Origin of the sequence: Pseudomonas sp. Ag1, assembly GCF_000278565.1 — a bacterium.
Taxonomy (GTDB): Bacteria; Pseudomonadota; Gammaproteobacteria; order Pseudomonadales; family Pseudomonadaceae; genus Aquipseudomonas.
The window spans coordinates 233015-254756 of record NZ_AKVH01000113.1; the positions used below are offsets into that span (position 1 = coordinate 233015).

Consider the following 21742-nt stretch of genomic DNA (forward strand, 5'->3'; position numbering starts at 1 on the left):
AGAAACAATTGGTTACCCTATAACGCGGGGCGTGAAATTTTTGTTTGGTTTCACACAGATAGTGACGAAAGCCCCAGAAACATGAGCCATCACTGGTTTCAGCGGTGATAAATCGGCACACTCCCCAGAGTTTTTCGCGGGCTTACGGACAAGGAAGCGTCACTCCCCATGATTTCGATCTATCAGCTTAAACCGCGTTTTCAGAACCTGCTGCGCCCGCTGGTGCAGCGCCTCTACGACAACGGCACCACCGCCAACCAGATCACCGTGCTGGCCGGGGTGGTTTCCCTGCTGGTGGGATTGCTGATTGCCGGCTTCGCACAACATGTGTGGCTGTTTGCGCTGATCCCGCTGTGGATGATCCTGCGCATGGCCCTCAATGCCATCGACGGCATGCTCGCCCGGGAATTCGGCCAGCAATCGCGACTCGGCGCCTACCTCAATGAACTGTGCGACGTGATCGCCGACAGCGCACTGATCCTGCCGTTTGCGCTGATCCCCGAGGTCAGCCTGGCGCCGGTGTTGCTGGTGACGCTGCTGGCGGTGTTCAGCGAATACGCCGGCGTGCTCGGGCCGATGGTCGGGGCTTCCCGGCGCTACGACGGCCCGATGGGCAAGAGCGATCGGGCATTTGTGCTCGGGGTGCTGGCCACCGGCGTAGCGCTGGGTTGGCTGGGTGCCGGTTGGGTCGAAGCGGTGATGTGGCTGGTCGCCGCCTTGCTGGCCTACACCCTGGTCAACCGCGTGCGCCAAGGCTTGAAAGAAGAAACGAACACCTCCCCTTCTGCATAAGGATTTTGCGATGCGTGAACAGCAAGAGCACACCTTCAGCACCCATGACGGGGTGGAGCTTTTCTACCGTCATTGGCCCGCCACCGCACCCGCGGGCTTTGCGCCGCGCAAGGCGATCTTGCTGTTCCATCGCGGCCACGAGCATTCCGGTCGTATCGCCCACCTGGTGGACGAGCTGAACCTGCCGGAGTTCGACTTCTTCGCCTGGGACGCCCGTGGCCACGGCCAATCCCCCGGCGCGCGCGGCGACAGCCCGAGCTTCGCCACCAGCGCGCGGGATGTGCAGACCTTCGTTGACCATATCGGCGCCACCTACAACATTGAGGAAGAAAACCTCGCGGTGATCGCCCAAAGCGTCGGCGCGGTGATCGCGGCCACTTGGGTGCACGACTACGCGCCGAAGATTCGCTCGCTGGTACTCGCCTCCCCCGCATTCAAGGTCAAACTCTACGTGCCCTTCGCCCGGCCGGGCCTGGCGTTGATGCGCAAGTTTCGCGGCAACTTTTTCGTCAACAGCTACGTCAAGGCCAAGTTCCTGAGCCATGACCCGGAGCGCGTGGCGTCCTACGACAGTGATCCGCTGATCACCAAAGCCATCTCGGTGAATGTACTGTTGGGCCTGTACGAAGCGGCCGACCGGGTTGTAGCCGATGCCCAGGCAATTCAGGTACCGACCCAACTGCTGATCTCCGGCTCGGACTTTGTGGTGCACCGCAAACCCCAGCAGCAGTTTTTCGACCGCCTCGGCAGCTTGAAGAAAGAGCTGCACATCCTCCCCGGCTTCTTCCACGACACCCTCGGTGAACGTGATCGTGCCGTGGCCTTGAGCAGCGCCCGGCGCTTTATCCTGCAGAACTTCGAACACCCGCTGGACCGCGCCTCCTTGCTGGATGCCGACAGGATTGGCCTGACCTGCGCCGAATCCGAGTCCCTCGCCGCGCCGTTGCCACGCAACTCCCTGAGCGACCTGTACTGGCGCATGACCCGCGCCAGCATGGGCCTGGGCAGCAAACTGTCGGATGGCGTGAAGCTCGGTTTCGACACCGGCTTCGACTCCGGCAGCACCCTGGACTACGTATACCGCAACAAACCCACCGGCAAAGGCGGGCTGGGGCGGATGATCGACACCAACTACCTGAACTCCATCGGCTGGCGCGGTATTCGTCAGCGCAAGTTGAACGTGGAAGAGCTGCTGCGCCTGGCGATGGCCAAGCTGCGGGACGAGCAGCGGGAAGTGCGCATCGTCGACATCGCCGCCGGGCATGGTCGGTACATTCTGGAAGCCTTGCAGGGCGTTTCGCCGTTGCCGGAATCGATCCTGCTGCGGGACTACAGCGATATCAACGTGCGCGACGGTGGCGCGCTGATTCGTGAAAAAGGGCTGGGGGATATCGCCCAGTTCGTCAAAGGCGATGCGTTTGACCGGGCGGACCTTGCGGCGCTGGAACCCAAGCCGACGCTGGCGGTGGTGTCCGGGCTATATGAACTGTTCGCGGATAACGCGATGGTCGGTGGCTCGCTCGCCGGCTTGGCCGAAGCCGTGGAGCCCGGTGGTTATCTGGTGTACACCGGCCAACCGTGGCACCCGCAACTGGAACTGATCGCCCGCGCCCTCACCAGCCACCGCCAGGGCCAGGCCTGGGTAATGCGCCGGCGCAGCCAGGCGGAAATGGATCAACTGGTGGCAGCCGCCGGTTTCCGCAAGATCACCCAACGCGTGGATGAGTGGGGGATTTTCAGCGTGTCCCTGGCACAGCGAGTCTGACCCATGCGTGAACCGGGCCTGTTGAAACCGGCGGTGCTGTGGCTGCTGCTGTTGGCGCCGCTGTTTTTCAGCACCTACGGCTTTGCCACGTGGGTCACCAGCCAGCGCAGCGACGTGGGCACGATGGTGTTCGGCTGGGAAACCCATATCCCGTTCTGGGCCTGGACCATCGTGCCCTACTGGTCGATCGACCTGCTCTACGGTTTCTCCCTGCTACTCCCAAGCACCCGCCATGAACTGAAACAACATGCCTTGCGCCTGCTGACGGCCCAAGTGATTGCCGTCACCTGCTTCCTGATCTGGCCCTTGCGTTTCACCTTCGAAAGACCGGAGCTGGACGGCGTGTTTGGCTGGCTGTTTGCGGTACTCGCCGGGTTCGACAAGCCGTTCAACCAGGCGCCGTCATTGCACATCGCGCTGCTGGTGGTGCTGTGGATAATGTATCAGCGGCATAGCCAGGGCCTGTGGCGCTGGCTGGTGCATGGCTGGTTCGCGTTGATCGGCCTTTCGGTGCTGACCACTTATCAACATCACTTTATTGACTTACCCACAGGCGCCCTCGCCGGCTGGCTGTGCGTGTGGCTGTGGCCGCTGGAACATCCGAGCCCGCTGCTGAATGCCCAGCTGACCAGGGACCGCCAGCGTTGGCGCCTGGGACTGCGCTATGGCTTCGGGTCGCTGGTGTGTTTGATCCTGGCGTTTTCCCTTGGCGGCGGCTGGTTGTGGCTGCTTTGGCCGGCGGTATCCCTTGGCTTGATGAAGGCGAATTACCTGGTACTGGGCGTTGCGGGATTTCAGAAACGCGCCGACGGACGACTCACTCCGGCGGCGCGCTGGTTGTTGGCGCCTTATCTGGTGGCCGCCTGGATCAATTCCCGCCTGTGGACACGTAGACATCCACAGCCCGATCAGGTTGTGGATAACGTTTGGCTGGGGCGAATTCCCACCAGCGGCGAGCTGGGATCATTCAAGGCGGTGGTCGATCTGTGCGCCGAATTGCCGATTAATCCACAGGGTCGCGCCTATTACAGCCTGCCAGTGCTCGACCTGACGGCGCCCACTGCAGCGCAATGCGTGGAAGCCGCCCAAGCGATAGAGCGGCTACGCTCAGCCGGACCCTTGCTGGTGTGCTGCGCCCTCGGTTACTCACGCAGCGCCACCGCCGTGGCTGCATGGCTGCTACATACCGGGCGCGCAGGCAATGTCGACGAGGCGGTGGCTATTATTCGTACAGCACGCCCACGTGTGGTCCTGCATTCCGCGCACCGTGAAGCCCTGGAGGGTTTAGCCCATGCCCGCTGATATGGAATTACAGGTCGTCGCCAGCCTGCTGCGGCGGGGCCGTTCCCTGGATCAGTTATCCACAGGCCTGACCTTGCTCGGCGTACTGTTCGGCCTCGCTCAACTGCTGATGGCCAGCATCACGCCGGTCTGCCTGATCCTCAGCCTGTGGATGATTGTGCTCGGGCTGCTGGAAAAATATTGGGCGCTGCGGGTGGCCTTCGACGCCGACCTGTTCGCCCTGCTCGCCCGCGACACCGACCGCACGCCCGACTTCGACCAGGCCATGCAAACCCTTGGCCTGCAATCCGCCAAACGCGCAGGCCGCCCCTGGACCGAGCGCCGTCGCGGCGCCCTGAAACTGTTGCGCAAGCAAGCCTACCTGCTGGCGGCGCAAGTGCTGCTGACCGTGGCCGTCATCCTGGCCAGCCCCTGGCTGCCCTTCGCCGGATAAGGAATCCCCATGTTCGAACCCGTGGTCGCCACCCTGATTACCTCCATGGCCCGCACCGTCACCGGCGCCCGCAGCCTGTGGCTTGGCTGCGCGCCGGTGCCGGTGCAACGCATCTACTACGCCAACCACAGCAGCCACGGCGATTTCGTGCTGCTGTGGGCCTCGTTGCCGCAGAACCTGCGTAAATTCACCCGCCCGGTGGCCGGCAGCGACTACTGGAACACCAGCGCCCTGCGCCGCTACATCATCAACCGGGTGTTCAACGGCGTGCTGATCGACCGCGAGCGCAAGGACCCTGTGGATAACCCTCTGGCGCCGATGCTTCAGGCCCTGGAAAACGGCGACTCGCTGATCATCTTTCCCGAGGGCACGCGCAACCTGGAAGACGGCCTGTTGCCGTTCAAAAGCGGGCTGTATCACCTGGCCAAGAGTTATCCACAAGCCGAATTGATCCCGGTGTGGATCGCCAACCTCAACCGGGTCATGCCCAAGGGCCGCGTGCTGCCGCTGCCCTTGCTGTGCACCACCAGCTTCGGCGCACCGCTGCAACTGGAGGACGGCGAAGACAAGGCGCTGTTCCTCGCCCGCACCCGCGACGCCTTGCTCGCCCTTGCCCCGGAGCATTCCTGAGATGGATAGCCAAACCCTGATGTTGTTCGGCGGGATCGGCGCGATCCTCGTGCTCGCCTCGCTGATCGGCCTGATCCTCAAACTGCGCACCCGTGGCACACCCAACGCGGTGATCGACAACCTCAACGCCCGCATCAATGCGTGGTGGGTGATGGTGGTGGTGATTGGCATTGCGTTCTGGCTCGGCACCGGCGCGGTGATCCTGCTGTTTTACGCCGTGTCGTTCTATGCCCTGCGGGAATTCCTCACACTCACGCCGACCCGGCGAAGCGATTACCCGGCGCTGGTGGCGGCCTTCTACCTGGCGCTGCCGCTGCAATACCTGCTGATCTACTTCGACTGGTACGGGCTGTTCTCGATCTTCATCCCGGTGTACGTGTTCCTGCTGCTGCCGATCCTCGCGTCACTGGGCGGCGACAGCACGCACTTCCTGGAACGGGCGTCGAAGGTGCAATGGGGGCTGATGATCGCGGTGTTCTGTGTGTCCTTCGTGCCGGCGCTGCTGACCCTGGATATCGTCGGCTACGAAGGCCGCAACCTGCTGCTGATTGCCTACCTGGTGATCGTGGTGCAACTGTCGGACGTGTTGCAGTACGTGTGCGGGAAGCTGTTCGGCAAACACAAGATCGCGCCCAACCTGTCGCCATCGAAAACCGTGGAAGGGTTTGTCGGCGGGATCCTGCTGTCATCCCTGATCGGCGCGGCGCTGTGGTGGACCACGCCGTTCAATCCCTGGCAGTCGTTCCTGATTGCGCTGTTGATCAACCTGCTGGGGTTTGCCGGCGGGATCGTGATGTCGGCAATCAAGCGCGACCGCGGCGTGAAGGATTGGGGGCACATGATCGAAGGGCACGGCGGGATGCTGGATCGGCTGGATTCAGTGTGTTTTGCCGCGCCGATCTTTTTTCATCTCGTGCGCTACTGGTGGACCTGACGACCACCTTCCTCCCCAAATCCACACAACCCCAGTGGCGAGGGAGCTTGCTCCCGCTGGAGTGCGCAGCGCTCCCAGGATTTTGGGGCCGCTACGCAGCCCAGCGGGAGCAAGCTCCCTCGCCACAACAAGCGTCCTTACCACAATAAGAAATCACCAGCCGGGAAGGTGCCCCCGGCGTCCTTATCTGATCGTTCCCACGCTCTGCGTGGGAATGCATCCGGTGACGCTCCGCGTCACGACTTTTAGAGCGGACGCGGAGCGTCCAGGGCGGCATTCCCACGCGGAGCGTGGGAACGATCTAGCCGGGAAGGTGACTCAGCGGCAATGCCCCAGGCGTCTTCACCGTCTGAATCGCGAAGTTGCTGCGGATATCACTCACCCCCGGCAACTTCAACAAGCTCCCTGTCAGGAACCGTTCATACCCGCGCAAGTCCGGCACCACCACTTGCAGCAGAAAATCCGATTCCCCCGACACCAGAAACGCCGAAATCACCTGGGGCAGCGCCGTCACCGCCAACCGAAACGCCTCCGCCTGTTCGTCGTTATGCCGCTCCACTTTCACCCCGACAAACACCGTCAGCCCCAACCCGACTTCATCCCGGTCCAGGCTTGCCTGGTAACCACGAATCACCCCGGCCTCTTCCAGCAGCCGCACACGCCGCAAGCAGGGCGAGGCCGACAGGCCAATCTCGTCCGCCAGTTGCACGTTGCTCAGCCGGCCATCCCGTTGCAGGGCTTCAAGAATCTTGCGGTCAAATGCGTCCAGCTTCAGATTTGGCATAAGTGAAATGTTTCGCCCGAAAAAAGTGGCAGATTGTGCCAAGACTAGACGCTTTTCCATCTGACTACGCAAGCACCTGCCCCGGCCTTCGCCCCTAAAATTGCCCTACGAATCACCTACCGCAAGGGGCAGGCACATGGCAGAACTCTGGTTGTTTTCAGTCGCGTTGGCAGTGGTGTACCTGCTGCCCGGCCCGGACATGATCCTGCTGCTGCAAACCGGCGCCCGCCAGGGCAAGGCGATGGCACTGGCAACCGCAGGCGGCTTGGGCCTGGCGCGAGCCTGCCACGTGGCGCTGGCGGGGATGGGCCTGGCGACCCTGTTCAAGGTCGCACCCTGGACCTTCGATGTGGTGCGCCTGGGCGGTGCGGCGTATCTGCTGTGGATCGGCGTGCAGTGCCTGCGCTCAAACCTGCTGCCCAACCTGAACGCCGAGCACAGCACGGCACCGGCGCATGCCTGGCGCGAAGCCTTCCAGCGGGGGTTGCTGACCAACCTGCTCAACCCCAAGGCGCTGCTGTTCTGCTCCGTGCTGCTGCCGCAATTCATTGATCCACATGGCGCATCGGTGACGGCGCAGTTTGCGCTGCTGGGGGCGATTCTGGTGGCGGTCGGCCTGGGATTCGACAGTTGCTATGGATTGGCCGGCGCAAGAATCGGCCGCTGGCTGGAACGCAGCCCGTCCGCCCAGCGCCTTCAGCAATGGCTGTTTGGCAGTCTTTTGATCGGTTTTGCGATACGCCTCACCTTCGTACAGCAAGCCTGAGCTTTGCGGCGCATTTGCCGTCATCTTTTGTATCAAAGAGACGTGTAAGATACGCGACACATTGCCAGGGATGCTCACCATGTTTGATTCGTTAAAAGCGACCAGCCGCCGTTTTTTCGGGGCCTTGATCTCAGTGGTGAGTGTTCTGTTCAGCGCCGTTCGATGGCTGGCGCGCAGCCTGTTCGGCCAGTGGCAGCCGCCGCGCTGGCTGCAAGCCACAGGCAACGGTCTGGTCAACGTCGGCCACAAGGCCCGGGCTTATCCGCGCCAGGCTGCGGGCGGCGCGCTGGCCCTGGTACTCGTGCTGGCCGCGGGCTTTTACGGCTGGCACTGGTATTCCCACCTGCCACAGCCCCACACCGTGGGTTATTCGCTGCACAAGCCCAACCTGACGGATTACACCCAGCCGCAACCGGTTGTGGATAACTTGCAGGTACGCTTCGCCGAATCCGTGGCTCCGCTGGCGGCCATCGGCAAGCCGGTCACCGAAGGCATCACCCTCAAGCCTGCCATCGCCGGCGCCTGGCGCTGGGCGGATGACCGCAGCCTGGTGTTCACCCCGGAAAAAGACTGGCCCGTCGACGCCCACTACACCATCGACCTGGCCAAGAAAACCCTGTTGGCCGACGGCGTACTGCTCAGCCAATACACCAGCCAATTCTCCACCCAGCCGTTCCGCGCCACCTTGACGCAAAACGAGCTGTACCAGGACCCGAGCAACCCGACGCAGAAACAGCTGGTAGCGACCTTCCACTTTTCCCACCCGGTAGACGAAGACAGCGTACGCAAACGTGCCTCGGTCACCCTCGGCAAAGGCTTGGCCTACCGCGATGCGCAACTGCCCAATCGCCCGGAAATCACCTTCGACGAACACAAGCTCAACGCCTTTGTGCGCTCTGCCGCCCTGGCCACCCCACTGGAAAGCACCCCGGTCAGCGCCAAGCTCGATGAAGGCCTCAAGGCCCGTGATGGCGGCAATCCCAGCTCGGCACCGCTGGTGGCCGAAGTCACCGTGCCCGGCCGCTATCGCCTGACCTTTACCGGCGCCGAAGTCAGCTTTGTCGACAACGAGCGCGGCGAACCCGAGCCGGTGTTGATGTTCAGCAGTTCCAGCGCCGTGGCCGACGAGACCATCGCCAACAAGGTGCAGGCCTGGATGCTGCCGGAAAAAGCCGAGGACGATACCCGCCCCTGGAACCTGCAAGACATCGACGACAAACTGCTGGCCAGCAGCACCAAGGTCAAGCTGACCCACGTGCCGAGCGTCGAACCGCTGAATACCCTGCACGCCTTCAAGTTCAAGGCCCCGCCGGGCCGCGCCCTGTATGTGCGGGTGCCGGCCAACCTGGAAGCCATCGGCGGCTACCTGGCGAAAAATCCGACAGCCTCTCTCGTGAGCATGCCGGCTTATCCACGCACGCTGCAGTTCCTGTCCGACGGCGCCCTGCTCAGCCTCACCGGCGAAAAACGCCTGGGCTTCATGGCCCGTGGCGTACCCGGCGCCCATGTGGAAATCGCGCGCCTGCTGCCCAACCAGTTGCAACACCTGGTGGACCAGAGCAGCGGCAGCTTTGCCCGACCGAATTTTGCCAATGACTACTTCGACCGGATGGTGGAGCGTCAGAGCCTGGACATTCCGCTGTCGGCTGGCGACCCGTCGAAAACCGTCTACGACAATGTCGACCTGAGCAGCTACCTGACGGCCAACGGCGGCCGCCGGGGGATTTTTGTGCTCAAGCTGAGCCCGCAGGACGACCCGGCTGATCGCACCTTCGACTACTCGCGCAACACCACCAGCGACCTGCGTTTCATCGTGGTCACCGACTTGGGCATCATCGCCAAGCGCTCCAGCGATGGCAGCCACGATGTGTACGTGCAGTCCATCGGCAACGGCTCGCCGGTGTCCGACGCCCAGGTCGATATCATCGGCCGCAACGGTTTGCCGGTCGCCAGCGGCCATACCGACGCCGAAGGTCACGCGCACTTCGCCAAGCTGGATGAACTGCGCCGTGAGAAAACGCCGTTGATGTATGTGGTCAGTCGCGGCAATGACCAATCCTTCCTGCCGATTGCCCGTCAGTCGCAACAGCTGGATTTGTCACGCTTTGATGTAGGCGGCCTGGAAGAGGACGGTGCGATCAATCGCCTCAGCGCCTACCTGTTTACCGATCGCGGCCTGTACCGGCCCGGCGAGACCGCGCACCTGGGCATGATCGTGCGCAGCGGCGACTGGAAAGGCGCCCTGCAAGGCCTGCCGGTTGAGTTGCAGATCACCGACCCCCGTGGCCTTGAAGTGATTCGCCAGCCGTTGAAACTGTCGGCCAGCGGTTTTGAAACCTTCGATTTCCCAAGCAGCGAAGTAGCGCCATCCGGCGATTACACCGCGACCCTGCAACTGATCGGTGAGAAGCAGCGTCGTACCGACCTGGGCAGCGTCAGCTTCAAGGTCCGCGACTTTGAACCGGACCGGATGAAAGTCAGCCTGAGCCTGCACGATACACCGGTGCTGGGCTGGATCCCGCCGGACCAGGTGGTGGCCAAGGTCACCGCGATGCACTTGTTCGGCGCTCCGGCGGCGGGTCGTCGCGTCACGGCGAAAATGTCTCTGAGCCCGACGCTCGCGGCCTTTGATCGCTACCCGGATTACCGCTTCCGCCTGAATGACTCGCTGGAAGAAGCCAGCTCCGAAGACCTGGCCGAAACCACCGTCGACGACAATGGCCAGGCGGTGCTGGACTTGAACCTGCAACGCTTCGCCAACAGCACCTACCGCCTGCAAGTGATGACCCAGGTGTACGAAGCCGAAGGCGGTCGCAACGTCGCCGCACAAAGCGCATTGCTGGTGTCGGCGGCGCCGTACCTGGTGGGTGTGAAGAGCAAGGATTCGCTGTCTTTCGTCGCCAAGGACGCCCCGCGTGAAGTGCAATGGCTGGCCGTGGCGCCAGACCTTACGCCAGTCGCAGTCGACGGCCTGACCAGTGAAGTGGTCGAGCACCGCTACGTCTCGGTGCTGGTGAAGCAATCCAACGGCACCTACAAATACGAGTCGCGCATCAAGAACATCAGCCAGCCGGCCTCGCCGCTGGTGATGACCAAGGACGGCGCCAAGCAAACCCTGAACACCGGCACCCCGGGCGATTTCACCCTGCAACTCAAGGACGCCAACGGCAACCTGCTGAACCAGATCGACTACAGCGTCGCCGGCCGGGGCAACACCTCGCGCTCCCTGGAGCGCAACGCCGAACTGCAACTGCGCCTGGATAAACGCAGCTACGCCACCGGTGATGAGATCGCCATCAGCATTCGCGCGCCGTACACCGGCGCCGGGTTGATCACCATCGAGCGGGACAAGGTCTACACCCAGCAGTGGTTCAAGGCCGACAGCACCAACAGCGTGCAACACATCCGCGTTCCTGCGGGGCTTGAGGGCAATGCCTACGTCAACGTGCAGTTCGTACGGGACATTGGTTCGTCCGAGGTCTACATGAGCCCGCTGTCCTACGGCGTAGTGCCGTTCAGCATCAACCTCGACGCGCGGCGCATGGCGCTGAAAGTCGAAGGCCCGGCGAAGATCGAGCCGGGGCAGACCCTGGATATCAAGGTCAACGCCGACCGCCCTGGCCGCGCAGTGGTCTACGCGGTGGACGAAGGCATCCTGCAAGTGGCGCGCTACCAGACGCCGGACCCGTTGGGCTTCTTCTTCCAGAAGCGTGCACTGGAGGTCGGCACCAGTCAGATCCTTGACCTGATCCTGCCGGAATTCAGCCGCCTGCTCAGTGGGGCAGCGCCGGGTGGCGATACGGAAGGCGCCCTGGCCAACCACCTCAACCCGTTCAAGCGTAAACATCAGCCGCCTGTGGCCTGGTGGTCTGGCCTGGTGGACTTGCCGGCCGGTGAAACCGTGCTGCACTACCAGGTTCCGGACAGCTTCAATGGCAAGCTGCACCTGTTTGCGGTGGCCGTGGACAGCGACAGCGTGGGCGTCAGCGAGGCCAACACCGAAGTGCGCGGGCCGCTGGTGATCACGCCGAACGTGCCGGCCTTTGTCGCACCGGGGGATGTGTTCAGCGTCAGCGCCGGGGTGTTCAGCAACCTGGACGCGGCGGCGGACGTGAAGTTTGAAGTGCAGACCAGCGATGGCCTGCAGGTGCAAGGCGACAAGGCCAGCACCCTGGCCCTGCAACCGCGCAAGGAAGGTGTTGCCGAGTTTAAGATCAAGGTTGGGGAAACCCTAGGCTCGGCCGACTTGCGCTTCGTCGCGGTGCTGCCGGATGGCAAGCGTATCCAGGTGGCGGAAACCACGTCGATCCGACCCTTGAGCGAGCATCGGGTGGCCCTGAGCCTGGGCCGTTTCGACAGCGCCAGCAAAGAGCTGAAACCGACCCGCGAGCTGTTCAGCCAGTTGCGCGATGTGCAGTTGGGCGTCGCCGCTTCGCCGCTGGTATGGGCCAACGGCCTCAAGCATTACCTGGATGACTATGGCTACGCCTGCACCGAGCAATTGGTGTCCAAGGCCATGCCGGCGTTGATCTGGGGTGGTAACGCGCCGGAGGCCGAGCAGGCCTTCAGCGGTGCGGTGCGCATGCTGCGTCAACGGCAGAACCAGGCCGGCGGTTTCGGCTTGTGGGCGGCCAACCCGGATGTGGCGCCGTATGCCAGCCTGTACGCCACCGACTTCCTGATCGAAGCTCGGGAACGTGGGCTGCCGGTGCCGGAAGACCTGCTGCAACGTTCCAACGCGTACCTCACCGACCTGGCCAACGGCCCGAGCGAAGGCCTGTCGGAATTGCGCAACCGCGCCTACGCCAGTTACCTGCTGAGCCGTCAGGGGATTCTGGTGAGCGGCGCCTTGAGCGATATCCGCGAGCGCTACGAAAGCTACTTCAAGGACACCTGGCAGAACGACATTGGCGCGGCGTACCTGGCCGCCAGCTACAAGCTGCTCAAGCAGGATCGTCAGGCCGATACCTTGTTCCGCAAGGTGCCGTGGCTTTCCCTGTCGGATAAATGGAACAGCGACGGCCTGTATTACGACCCGCTGGTGCACGACGCCGAGCACCTGCATTTGCTCGCGCGGCACTTCCCGGAAATGCTCGACGATGTGCCGACAAGCCTGCTGGATAAACTCGGCAAGCGTCTCAACGAGCAACGCTACAACTCGCTGTCGGCGGCACTGTTGCTGCGGGCCCTGGACAATTACGGCCAGCGCGCCCAAAGCGACATGACCCTCAAGGCCACCGCATGGCTCAGCGACAAGCAGCAACAGTTGTTGCAGATGGCCGGCCAGCCGCCACGTGCGGCGGTGCCTGCCGGTACGCAAAAACTGCAGATGGAAAAATCCGACGGCCCGGCGGCGTTCTACATGCTGAGCGAAGCGGGCTATGACAAGGGCGCCAACCTCAAGCCGATCAACAGCGGCCTGGAAATCATCCACGAATACCTCGACCTCAAAGGCAATCCAGTCAGCAAGGTCGCGGTAGGCGATGAGTTCCTGGTGCGCCTGCGCTTGCGGGCCACCGACCGTGATCAGGTGCAGCAAGTGGCCGTAGTCGACTTGCTGCCGGGTGGTGTCGAACCTGTGTATAACTTGCCGCCGGAGCCGGAAGCGGCCAGCACCGAGGAAAGCGAAGGCGACGATTCGGAGTACGTTGAAACCGGCGAAGACACCGAAGAAGCCGACTCCTGGCAGGCGCCGATTGGCGAGACCGACTTGAGCAACTGGCAACCGGACTACGTCGACGTGCGTGATGACCGAGTGGTGTTGTACGGCACCGCGCTGCGGGATGTAGGCACCTTCGTGTACCGCGTGCGCGCCACCAACGCCGGTACCTTCAATACGCCACCGGCCTACGCCGAGGGCATGTACGAAACCACCCTGCAAGGACGCGGCAAAGTAGGCCAGCTTGAAATTACCAAGCCTTAAAAGCCTGACGCCGCTGCTGGCAGCGGCGTTGATTCTGGCGGGGCTACGGTTGTGGCCCCACGCGCCGCTGGAACAGGCAGCCACCTCCTCACGGGTGGTGCTGGCCGATGACGGTTCGCTGCTGCGCATGACCCTGGCGGCTGACGGGCAATATCGCCTTTGGCTACCCCTGGAACGGATTTCTCCGTCACTGGTGGAGGCGTTGCTGCTCAAGGAAGACCGCAATTTCTACTGGCACCCGGGGATCAATCCCCCGGCGTTATTGCGGGCGGCCATGGCCACCTATAGCGGCGGCCAGCGTCAGGGCGGTTCGACGCTGAGCATGCAGTTAGCGAGGCGCCTGTGGGATCTCAACACTCGCCAAGTGCCCGGCAAGCTGCAGCAGATGGCCCTGGCGTTGTGGCTGGAGGCGCGTTACAGCAAGCACGACATCCTTGAGGCCTACCTCAACCTGGCGCCCATGGGCGGCAATATCGAAGGTGCCGAAGCGGCCAGCCGGATCTATTTTGGCAAGTCAGCGGCGCAGTTGTCCTTGTCTGAAGCCCTCGCGCTGGCCGTGATTCCCCAGCAACCGGGTCGTCGGGCGCGCTTTGGGCCTTCCCTGCAAACCGCCCGGCAACGGCTGATGGCCGACTGGCGGGAAACTTATCCACAGGACCCGCGTAACGACAGTTTGCTGGACCTGCCGCTGGAAGCCCGCAACCGCCAGCAGATCCCGTTTCTCGCGCCGCACCTGAGCGAACAGTTGCTGGCCTCGCAAACCGGCAATGAGTTGAACAGCACCCTCAACCTGGCGCTGCAACAATTGCTGGAACGGCTGATCACCGGCTTCATCGCCGAGCGCCGCAGCAGCGGTGTGGAAAACGCCACGGCGATCCTGATCGACAGCCGCGACCAGAGCGTAAAAGCCCTGGTGGGCTCGGCAGACTACTTATCCACAAGCATCCACGGCCAGGTCAACGGCGTGTTGTCGCGGCGCTCGCCGGGCTCCACCCTCAAGCCATTCCTGTATGGGCTGGCGCTGGACCAAGGGGTGATCCACCCCATGAGCATCCTCAAGGACATGCCGAGTAACTTCGGCTACTTCCAGCCGGAAAATTTCGACGGCAGTTTTGTCGGGCCGGTGACAGCCCGTGACGCGCTGATTCGCAGCCGCAATATTCCGGCGGTGTGGCTGGCCAGCCAAACCCGCTCACCGTCACTCTACGGATTGCTGCAACGGGCCGGGATCAAGGGCCTGCGCGGCGAAAGCCATTACGGCTTGGCGCTGGCCTTGGGCGGCGGCGAGATGACGCCCGAGGAGCTGGCGCGGCTGTATGTGATGCTGGCTGGTGACGGGCATTTGCGGCCGCTGCGCTATTTGCAGGAACAGCCGCAAACCACTGGCGCCCAGCTACTCACGCCGCAGGCCGCGTTTATGGTGCGCGACATGCTGCGGCGCAACCCGCGCCCGGACGGGCTGCCGGGGCGCCACTGGCGTACGGCCTGGAAGACCGGCACGTCCTGGGGTTTTCATGATGCATGGAGCGCCGGCCTCGTAGGCCCGTACGTGCTGGTGGTGTGGGTGGGCAACTTCGATGGCCGTCCGAATCCTGAGTTTATCGGTGCGAAAACTGCGGCACCGTTGTTCTTCCGTATCGCCGACGCCCTGCCGCTGGCCTTGCCCAATGTGGTGATCAAACCCGACAAGCCGCCTGCCGGGCTGATCCGCATCGACGTCTGCGCGGCCTCTGGTGACTTGCCCAACCGTTGGTGCCCACGTACCCGCAAGACCTGGTACATCCCCGGCGTGTCACCGATTCGGGTGTCCAACCTGCACCGCCCGGTGCTGATCGACACCCGCACCGGCAAGGCCGCGTGCCCGCCGTTCGACCCGCAGTACACCCGTGAAGAAGTCTTCGAATTCTGGCCCAGTGATGTGCAGCGGCTGTTCCGCGCCGCCGGGCTGCCCCGGCGTACGCCGCCCAATGTGCAGAAAAGCTGCCAACCCAACCGTGTCGGCGATCAAAGCGAAGCGCCACAGATTCGCTCGCCGCTGACCCAGGTCAGCTACCACCTGCGCCTGTCCCAGCCCCAGGAAAGCATCCCGCTGAACGCCAACGCGGCCAGTGATGCACTGACGCTGTATTGGTTCGCCGACCAGACCCTGATCGGCCAGGGCCCGCCGCAAACCACGCTGAACTGGCGGCCGGGTAAGTCGGGGGAGTACCGGTTGCGGGTCACTGACGATCAGGGCCGCAGCGCCAGCCGAGGCTTGAAGGTTGAGTTTGTACCCTGATCAGGCGTCTTCGTCGCCTAAACCGGCAGTGCCGGCATCTTTTGCGAAATGCTTGTACGCCACCCCTAGCTTGCGTTGCTCAAAGATCGAAAACACCAGGGTGCCCAGCAGAATCATCATCCACACCAGGAACACCTTCATGGTGTCCACCTGGGCCACCACCAGCAGCAAGGTCACTACGCCGCCAATCACCATGCCTAGGCCCATCCAGGCGCCCAGCACGCGGCCTACCGCCAGGCGCATGCCCGTGGGCAGCAAGAGCCGCAGCGCGAGCAACACCACAAACATCGTCAGCAAGAAGCCAAACGCGGCCATGAAAGGAATCACGAAGCCATTGTCACGGTACAACCAGGCCAGAAACCGATAGGCGGGATTCAGCTCTGCCATTTGCTGGTAGGTGGCGGGGCCCGGCAAATGCAGTTGGGCAAAATGTTCCGGCGTCATGGCCATGATGCCGACGCCGATCAAACCCACCACCACCGCGTAGAAACCACCGGCGCGCCACAGCGGCGCCAGCACACGGCGGTTTTCCACCTCCTTGGTCTCGGCCAGGCCGAACATCGCGTCAGGTTGCCGGCCCTGGGCAATCACCGTCTTGCCCGCACGCTCGCAGGCGTCGCCAATCAGCATCACCTGCATATCCTGGGTGAGGAGCAGTTCGCCCTGGCGGCGGGAGCTGCTGATCCATTCATGGTCGTCAGGGCGCTTCTTGCCGAACAGGTCGATACCCTCGGCAATCACTGTCACTTCACCGGTGGCGTCCTGCAGGCGGAAGTCATTGCAGCGAGCCTCGGCCGAGACCTGGCTCCAGCTCCAATCGCCATCCTTGTCTTTGGTGCCTTCTTCGATGACCCACACGTAACCGGCGCAAGGCTTGCCGTGGACCGGGGAGATCAGGGGCGTGTCGACGATCACCTTGCCGTTCACCTCCACCAGCCCCATGGCCAATGAGCGTATCTGGCTGGTGGCCAGGCGCTGTTCGGTGCGATAGAAATTGGGGCCGAAGCTGGCCAGCAGTCCGATCAGGATGCACACAGGAAAAAACAGCGCCACCAGGATCGTCGGGGCGTAGACCATCAGGCCAATAAAGCCGGCGAGAAAGACCAGTGCCACCAGGGTTTTCCACGCTGGTTTTTTTGTGACAACCCCTGCCTGGGTGGTTTTCATGCCCCCGGCACCTCAAGCTTCACGCCGTCGTAGCGGGTTTCTTCGGCGCTGATGGCCAGCAGCGGAATGCGCTGATAGCCGAGCATCTTGGCGAAGAACAGATCAGGAAAAATCGCGATGGCGATGTTGTAGAGGTTGACCGACTCATTGAAGAACTCGCGACGGTCGGCGATGCGTTCCTCCACTGCCGAGATCGCCTGCTGCAACTCGACCATGTTGGGGCCGGAGATCAGCGTCGGATAATTCTCGGCCACTGCAATCACCGACTTGAGCGCCGTATTGAGCTGGTTGGAGGCATCGACTTTATCGGTGAGGCTGCTGGCGTTGAGGTACGCGGTGCGGGCGTCGCTGAGGCGGGTGAACAGCGCGTTCTCATGGTTCATGGCGGTTTGCACCACGCGCATCAGGTCGGGAATCTGGTCTGCCCGCTGCTTGAGCAGCACGTCGATGTTGGCGAAGGCTTTATCCACATCGTTGCGGCGCATCACCAGGCCGTTGTAGACCCCCACCAGCCAGCCGACCAGGCCGACGACAATGATCAGCACGACGATACCGGCGATCAGCAGTTCGATGTTCATGGCGGCGGCATTCCCTGGCTAGTTATCCACAGGGCGCATTCTAGGGGTAAAGCAGGGGAATACTCCCGGAATTAGTCCACAGAAACGGCAAGACCCGATGCTCGGTAGCCTGAAAAAGCAAAACCCCCGAAGAACGGGGGTTTTGGTGGTTCGGGTGCGGCTTATTCCACCGTCACCGACTTCGCCAGGTTACGCGGCTGGTCAACGTCGGTGCCCTTCAGCACAGCCACGTAATACGACAGCAGCTGCAGCGGGATGGTGTAGAGGATCGGCGACAGGGTGTCGTGGATGTGCGGCATGTTGATGACGTGGGTGCCTTCGCCATTGGTCATGCCGGCCTTCTCGTCGGCGAACACGATCAGTTGCCCGCCACGGGCGCGCACTTCCTGCAGGTTGGACTTGAGCTTCTCCAGCAGTTCGTTGTTCGGCGCGACGGTAACGACTGGCATGTCGTCATCCACCAGGGCCAGCGGACCGTGCTTGAGCTCACCGGCCGGGTAGGCTTCGGCGTGGATATAGGAGATTTCCTTGAGTTTGAGCGAACCTTCCATTGCCACCGGGTATTGCGCACCACGGCCGAGGAACAGGGTGTGGTGTTTGTCGGCGAACAGCTCAGCGACTTTCTCCACAGTGCTGTCCATGGCCAGGGCTTCACCCAGGCGGGCCGGCAGGCGGCGCAGTTCTTCGACCAGGTGTGCCTCAACGCCTTCGCCCAGCGTGCCGCGAACCTGGCCCAGAGACAGGGTCAGCAACAACAGGCCGACCAACTGGGTGGTGAAGGCCTTGGTGGATGCCACGCCGATTTCACGACCGGCCTGGGTCAGCAGGGTCAGGTCGGACTCGCGCACCAGCGAGCTGATGCCGACGTTGCAGATCGCCAGGCTGCCGAGGAAGCCCAGTTCCTTGGCGTTGCGCAGGGCGGCCAGGGTGTCGGCGGTTTCGCCGGACTGGGAGATGGTCACGAACAGAGTGTCGGGCTGCACCACCACCTTGCGGTAGCGGAATTCGCTGGCGACTTCGACCTGGCACGGGATGCCGGCCAGTTCTTCCAGCCAGTAACGGGCGACCATACCGGCGTGGTAGCTGGTGCCGCAGGCGACGATTTGCACGTTGCGCACTTTGGCGAACAGCTCAGCAGCTTGCGGGCCGAAGGCTTGCACCAATACCTGGTTCTGGCTCAGGCGACCTTCCAGGGTGCGTTGCACCACGGCCGGTTGCTCGTGGATTTCCTTGAGCATGAAGTGGCGGAACTCGCCCTTGTCGGCGGCTTCGGCGCCGTCGCGGTACTGCACGGCTTCACGTTCCACGGACTGGCCGTTGACGTCCCAGATGGACACGCTTTCACGGCGGATCTCGGCGATGTCGCCTTCTTCCAGGTACATGAAGCGGTCAGTCACCTGGCGCAGGGCCAGTTGGTCGGAGGCGAGGAAGTTCTCGCCCAGGCCCAGGCCGATCACCAATGGGCTGCCACTGCGGGCGGCGACCAGGCGGTCAGGCTGGCTGGCGCTGATCACGGCCAGGCCATAGGCGCCATGCAGTTCCTTGACGGTGGCCTTGAGAGCGTTGGTCAGGTCGCCGATGTCCTTGAGCTTGTGGTTCAGCAGGTGGGCGATGACTTCGGTGTCGGTGTCCGAGGTGAAGACATAACCCTGGCCCTTGAGTTGTTCACGCAGCACTTCGTGGTTTTCGATGATGCCGTTGTGCACAACCGCCAGGTCACCGGAGAAGTGCGGGTGAGCATTGCGTTCGCACGGCGCGCCGTGGGTGGCCCAACGGGTGTGGGCGATACCCAGGCGGCCTACCAGCGGCTCACCGGCCAACGCTTGTTCGAGTTCGCTGACCTTGCCCGGGCGACGCATGCGCTCAAGCTTGCCGGCGTTGGTAAAGAGCGCCACACCGGCGCTGTCGTAGCCACGGTATTCCAGGCGTTTGAGGCCTTCGAGCAAAATGGCAGTGACGTTTCGTTCAGCGACTGCGCCAACAATTCCACACATGGTTTCTCTCCTAGATGACTGCCGCGCAAATCAGCGTGATGCCGCGGGCTTGAATCTGGTCGCGGGCCTCAAGTGGCAGGCGATCATCGGTAATAAGGGTATGGACGCTGCTCCAGGGCAGTTCCAGGTTGGGGATCTTGCGGCCAATCTTGTCGGACTCGACCATCACCACCACTTCGCGGGCGACTTCGGCCATGACGCGGCTCAGCCCCAGTAATTCGTTGAAGGTGGTGGTGCCGCGCTCCAGGTCGATGCCATCGGCACCAATAAAGAGCTGGTCGAAATCGTAGGAACGCAGTACCTGTTCGGCGACCTGACCCTGGAACGAGTCCGAATGCGGGTCCCAGGTGCCGCCGGTCATCAACAATACCGGCTCGTGTTCCAGGTCGCTCAAGGCGCTGGCCACGTGCAGGGAGTTGGTCATCACCACCAGGCCGGGCTGGTGGCCCAATTCGGGGATCATGGCGGCGGTGGTGCTGCCGCTGTCGATGATGATGCGCGCGTGTTCCCGCAAACGCCGGACGGCCGCACGGGCGATGGCGCGCTTGTAGGCCGAAATGGGCTGTGCCGGATCACCGACCAGTTCCTGAGGCATGGTGATGGCGCCACCGTAGCGACGCAGCAACAGGCCGTTACTTTCGAGGGCCGCCAGGTCCTTACGGATGGTGACTTCCGAGGTTTCGAAACGCTTGGCCAATTCGTCCACGCTGACTTCACCTTGCTCGGTGAGCATGGCAAGGATGTTGTGGCGACGTTGGGGTGTATTTCGTTTCGACATGGTGATGATAAGTTTCGTTTCGAAAGATAACGAAGGCAATCAAAACCTATTCATTCAAAATGGTCAAGCATGCGACTGAGTTTTTTGAATCAACACAGATAAAAATGTGGGAGCGGGCTTGCTCGCGAAGGCGGTGTGTCAGTCGGCGCATGTATCAACCGAAAGACCGCCTTCGCGAGCAAGCCCGCTCCCACATAAGTACCGCAGTGTCTCAGGGTTGTGGATAACTCAGCTCTTCTTGATTTTGACCGGGCGTTTCCAGCCGTCGATGTTGCGCTGGCGGGCGCGGGCGACGGCCAACTGGGACTTATCCACATCCTGGTTGATGGTGGAACCTGCGGCGGTGTTTGAACCATCACCGATAGTGACGGGGGCGATCAGCGAGTTGTTGGAGCCGATAAACACGTCTTCGCCAATGGTCGTCTGGTACTTGTTGGCGCCGTCGTAATTGCAGGTGATGGCGCCTGCGCCGATATTGCTGCGGGCACCGATCACTGCATCACCGAGGTAGGCCAGATGGCCGGCCTTGGCGTCGTCGCCCATCCGGGCGTTTTTCAGTTCTACAAAGTTACCCACATGGGCGCGGGCGCCCAGCACGCTGCCCGGACGCAAACGCGCGAACGGGCCGGCATCACTGCCCTCGCCCATCAGCGCACCGTCGATATGGCTGTTGGCCTTGATCACCACACCTTTGCGCAGGGTGCTGTCCTTGATCACGCAGTTAGGCCCGATCACCACGTCATCTTCGATGACCACGCGGCCTTCGAGGATCACGTTGATATCGATCAGCACGTCGCGGCCAACGGTGACGTCACCCCGCACATCGAAACGTGCCGGATCACGCAGCGTCACGCCCAGCGCCATCAGGCGGCGGCCTTCACGCAGTTGGTAGTGACGCTCCAGCTCCGCCAGTTGCTTGCGGTCGTTGGCGCCCTGCACTTCCATCGGGTCGTGGGGCTGTTCGGTGGCTACCACCAGGCCATCGCTGACGGCCATCTCGATGACGTCGGTCAGGTAGTACTCGCCTTGGGCGTTGTTGTTGGACAAGCGGCTCATCCAGTCAGCCAGGCGGTCAGCCGGCACAGCGAGGATGCCGGTGTTGCCTTCAGTGATGGCGCGCTGGGCTTCGCTGGCGTCTTTATGCTCGACGATGGCGGCGACCTTGCCGTCAGCGTTGCGCACGATGCGACCGTAGCCGGTCGGGTCGTCCAACTCGACAGTGAGCAAGCCCATCTGGCCTGGCACCACGTGCTTGAGCAGGCGCTGCAAGGTTTCCACTTCGATCAGCGGCACGTCACCGTAGAGGATCAGCACGGTGTCGGCCTTGATGAACGGCACGGCCTGCGCGGTGGCATGGCCGGTACCCAATTGCTTGTCCTGCAATACGAAATTCAGGTCATCCGCCGCCAGCCGCTCACGCACCACATCGGCACCGTGGCCGATCACCACATGAATGCGCTGTGGATCCAGCTGCCGGGCGCTGTGGATAACATGGCCAAGCATGGAGTTGCCGGCAACCGGGTGCAGCACCTTGGGCAGGGCCGAACGCATACGGGTGCCCTGGCCTGCGGCAAGAATTACGATTTCGAGAGACATGAATGGCTACCAATCCTGGGCG

Annotated in this window: 15 protein-coding genes; 9 read left to right on the forward strand and 6 right to left on the reverse strand. The window is 62.6% G+C overall.

Features of this window, described 5'->3' with window-relative positions:
* The first annotated feature begins 168 nt into the window (after positions 1 to 168).
* The 6 genes from A462_RS00760 to A462_RS00735 are packed head-to-tail and all read left to right on the forward strand — an operon-like array spanning position 169 to position 5856.
* Positions 169 to 792 (forward strand): CDP-alcohol phosphatidyltransferase family protein, encoded by a 624-nt coding sequence (locus A462_RS00760; RefSeq protein WP_003213515.1) that lies wholly within the window; start codon positions 169 to 171, stop codon positions 790 to 792.
* A gap of 10 nt (positions 793 to 802) precedes the next feature.
* A complete protein-coding gene (locus tag A462_RS00755; protein ID WP_008439532.1) occupies positions 803 to 2557 on the forward strand; it encodes a bifunctional alpha/beta hydrolase/class I SAM-dependent methyltransferase in 1755 nt (584 codons plus the stop codon).
* A 3-nt stretch (positions 2558 to 2560) separates the two neighbouring features.
* Positions 2561 to 3859: a phosphatase PAP2/dual specificity phosphatase family protein gene (locus A462_RS00750; RefSeq protein WP_008439534.1), complete on the forward strand. Its 1299-nt coding sequence runs from the start codon at positions 2561 to 2563 to the stop codon at positions 3857 to 3859.
* Positions 3849 to 4292, forward strand: coding sequence for a hypothetical protein (locus A462_RS00745; RefSeq protein WP_003213520.1), 444 nt, complete (start codon positions 3849 to 3851; stop codon positions 4290 to 4292). Before A462_RS00750 ends, A462_RS00745 begins: the two co-directional genes overlap by 11 nt.
* 9 nt (positions 4293 to 4301) lie before the next feature.
* Complete coding sequence (locus A462_RS00740) at positions 4302 to 4922, forward strand: lysophospholipid acyltransferase family protein (RefSeq protein ID WP_003213522.1); 621 nt, start codon at positions 4302 to 4304, stop codon at positions 4920 to 4922.
* A gap of 1 nt (position 4923) precedes the next feature.
* A complete protein-coding gene (locus A462_RS00735) occupies positions 4924 to 5856 on the forward strand; it encodes a phosphatidate cytidylyltransferase (protein ID WP_003213523.1) in 933 nt (310 codons plus the stop codon).
* Positions 5857 to 6157: 301 nt separating this feature from the next.
* On the opposite strand, the gene A462_RS00730 is transcribed toward A462_RS00735, so the two are convergent.
* Positions 6158 to 6631 carry an Lrp/AsnC family transcriptional regulator gene (locus tag A462_RS00730; RefSeq protein WP_032899927.1) on the reverse strand — a complete coding sequence of 158 codons (474 nt, stop codon included), beginning with the start codon at positions 6629 to 6631 and terminating at the stop codon, positions 6158 to 6160.
* 145 nt (positions 6632 to 6776) lie between these two features.
* On the opposite strand from A462_RS00730, the gene A462_RS00725 reads away from it, so the two are divergent.
* From A462_RS00725 to pbpC, 3 genes are all read left to right on the forward strand, one after another.
* Entirely contained in the window at positions 6777 to 7406 is a 630-nt protein-coding gene (locus A462_RS00725) for a LysE family translocator (RefSeq protein ID WP_008439535.1), read from the forward strand.
* A gap of 79 nt (positions 7407 to 7485) precedes the next feature.
* On the forward strand, positions 7486 to 13329 hold the full coding sequence (locus tag A462_RS00720; RefSeq protein WP_008439536.1) for an alpha-2-macroglobulin: 5844 nt from the start codon (positions 7486 to 7488) through the stop codon (positions 13327 to 13329).
* Entirely contained in the window at positions 13310 to 15607 is a 2298-nt protein-coding gene (gene pbpC, locus A462_RS00715; RefSeq protein WP_032899911.1) for a penicillin-binding protein 1C, read from the forward strand. The genes A462_RS00720 and pbpC overlap by 20 nt, the downstream gene beginning before the upstream one ends.
* Here the strand turns inward: pbpC and A462_RS00710 are convergent, their stop codons facing one another.
* The 5 genes from A462_RS00710 to glmU all read right to left on the reverse strand — a co-directional run bounded on the left by A462_RS00710 (position 15608) and on the right by glmU (position 21720).
* Entirely contained in the window at positions 15608 to 16774 is a 1167-nt protein-coding gene (locus tag A462_RS00710) for a hypothetical protein (protein WP_008439538.1), read from the reverse strand. It abuts the gene before it with no gap.
* On the reverse strand, positions 16771 to 17352 hold the full coding sequence (locus A462_RS00705; RefSeq protein WP_003213535.1) for a LemA family protein: 582 nt from the start codon (positions 17350 to 17352) through the stop codon (positions 16771 to 16773). The genes A462_RS00710 and A462_RS00705 overlap by 4 nt, the downstream gene beginning before the upstream one ends.
* Positions 17353 to 17513: 161 nt before the next feature.
* Complete coding sequence (gene glmS, locus A462_RS00700; RefSeq protein WP_008439539.1) at positions 17514 to 19346, reverse strand: glutamine--fructose-6-phosphate transaminase (isomerizing); 1833 nt, start codon at positions 19344 to 19346, stop codon at positions 17514 to 17516.
* 10 nt (positions 19347 to 19356) lie between these two features.
* Positions 19357 to 20124, reverse strand: coding sequence for a DeoR/GlpR family DNA-binding transcription regulator (locus A462_RS00695; protein ID WP_003213539.1), 768 nt, complete (start codon positions 20122 to 20124; stop codon positions 19357 to 19359).
* A gap of 228 nt (positions 20125 to 20352) precedes the next feature.
* Positions 20353 to 21720, reverse strand: a complete 1368-nt coding sequence (gene glmU, locus A462_RS00690; protein ID WP_008439540.1) for a bifunctional UDP-N-acetylglucosamine diphosphorylase/glucosamine-1-phosphate N-acetyltransferase GlmU — start codon at positions 21718 to 21720, stop codon at positions 20353 to 20355.
* Positions 21721 to 21742 lie beyond the last annotated feature (22 nt).